Raw genomic sequence first — 1,849 nt, forward strand, 5'->3', positions numbered from 1 at the left:
ATTACCGATGGGGTTGCGAATTGCCTCGCTCGTTGAGGTTGGTTCGGGCTGGAACGTATCAGCTTCAATAACGTCAACCGGCTGCTCCGACAGGTCTGCATAGTGCTGATAAAGCGGCAGCATGCGATTCACGCTGATGTTTTTTTTCAGGCCCGCCTTGAATTGTAGTTCCTCAAACCAGCTCGCGCTTTGTTGTCCCTCACGGTATTGCTCATGGAGAAAGAAATGCGCCATCAGCGAGAATTCTTTCTTCAATGGCGAATGAAAACTTCTTTCTGTCGGGCTCAATGACGCAAGATTCGGCGCGGACATTTTTCCCTGTTGAACCAGAAGCGCCACCAGTTGCAGTTTTTCGGCCAGCATGGCGTTGGCGATCATCTTGCTGATCAGGCTATGGTCCTGTGCCAGCCAGTGGCGAAGCTGCTGGATTTCTTTGCCGATGTTTTCCCCTGGGGTTTCGCTGATTGCCCAGGCCAGAGACTGCAGACGCGAAGCGGTGAGCAGCAGACTGTACTCGGGAAAGCTAGCCTCCAGGTACGGTGGTGTATTGTCCGAGAAATACGCAAACCCGATAAGGGTTCGGTAGCGATCAATCAGGAACTGATACTGGTTTAACAGAACCTCGGCCTGCATGCGCTTGTCCTGCTGCTCAAGCAGGCAGGCCGCGTCCATCTTTTGGCATAGCAAGGGCGATGCATTCAGCTCCCGATAATCATTGGGAAGCGACAGATCCGGTTGGATTTTCTGGCGCTGCACCAGTGCGTTTCCCTGCCGCTCAGGTGATTGATCGGCGGGTGCGCCAAAGCCCAACAGATAAGCGTAAGCGGGGTTGTCATCAGTGGGTGTGGTGTTCAGCCACTGCCGGGCGGCGTCATCAAGCGGCGCATCCTGCAGCCACCAGGTGGTAAACCCTGCCAGCGACAATACGCCAATTACCAGGATGATTTTCTTCATTATTCCGGCTCTTTACGTTTTGTTGGCTGTGACGGTGAGGCGGGCATGGCGAACTCCGTTTCGGCGATGCAGACAAGGGTCTCCGGGTGCACAGCCCGGGCTACGCGGTGGAAACAAAGAGTACCCATCAGTGGGCGTTGTTTGGGTACCAGGTTTCCAGGGCAACCTCCACGTTATTGTCGGTGGTGCCCAACCAGACTTGCCCGTCCTGGATCATGGCCTGCAACTGCATGGCCCGCTGGGCACAGGTGGCCAGTGCTGCTTCGCTGTCCGCGTCCACATGGACAATGGTCAGGTTGTCGAAGCGGCGAACCTTGTTCTTCATGCTGTCCCACCACACTTGTGGAGCGCGTGGGCCGTAACAGTAAATGGTCACGTGCCCGGCCAGGCCGCAGGCTTTGCGTAGCCGCTTCTCGTCGGGCATGCCCAGTTCGATCCAGTGTGCCAGGGTGTCGTTGGGGTGCCGTTGCCACAGGTCCGGTTCTTCCGGATTGGACAGGCCCCGCGAGAACGTCAGATCTTCATGGGCATTCAGGGCAAAGGCCAGCAGCCGCAACATCATTCGCGATTCGGTTTCTGAAGGGTGCAACGCCACCGTCAGGTTATGGGTGGCGTAATAATCCCGGTCCATATCGGAGACGGTGAGCTCGGCTTTGTAAATGGTGGCGGTGAGGGCCATGAATGAGTTCCGCTAGAGGCCAGATGCCGGACGCCAGACGTTGACGCCCTGCAGCGCGACCAGGGTTGCAGGGATAGCGCGTGAGCATACGCTTTTTGGCGTCAGGCGTCAGGCGTCAGGCGTCAGGCGTCAGGCGTCAGGCGTCAGGCGTCAGTTGTTCCTACACCAGCGCCCAGACCCCGAAACCGACAAACAGCGCCGCGCTGATGCGGTGGG

Annotated in this window: 2 protein-coding genes; both read right to left on the minus strand. The window is 57.4% G+C overall.

The window, feature by feature from the left end; all coding sequences use genetic code 11:
* On the minus strand, nucleotides 1-954 hold a 954-nt coding region (locus A3754_RS14130; RefSeq protein WP_063520209.1), incomplete at its 3' end, for a hypothetical protein.
* Between the two features lie 127 nt (nucleotides 955-1,081).
* On the minus strand, nucleotides 1,082-1,633 hold the full coding sequence (locus A3754_RS14135; RefSeq protein WP_063520210.1) for a YaeQ family protein: 552 nt from the start codon (nucleotides 1,631-1,633) through the stop codon (nucleotides 1,082-1,084).
* Nucleotides 1,634-1,849 lie beyond the last annotated feature (216 nt).

Source organism: Alcanivorax sp. HI0083 (genome assembly GCF_001635175.1).

Bases quoted from the DNA above. Each gene is read 5' to 3' on its own strand.
- A3754_RS14135 (WP_063520210.1), bottom strand. From the start codon at position 1,633: ATGGCCCTCACCGCCACCATTTACAAAGCCGAGCTCACCGTCTCCGAT.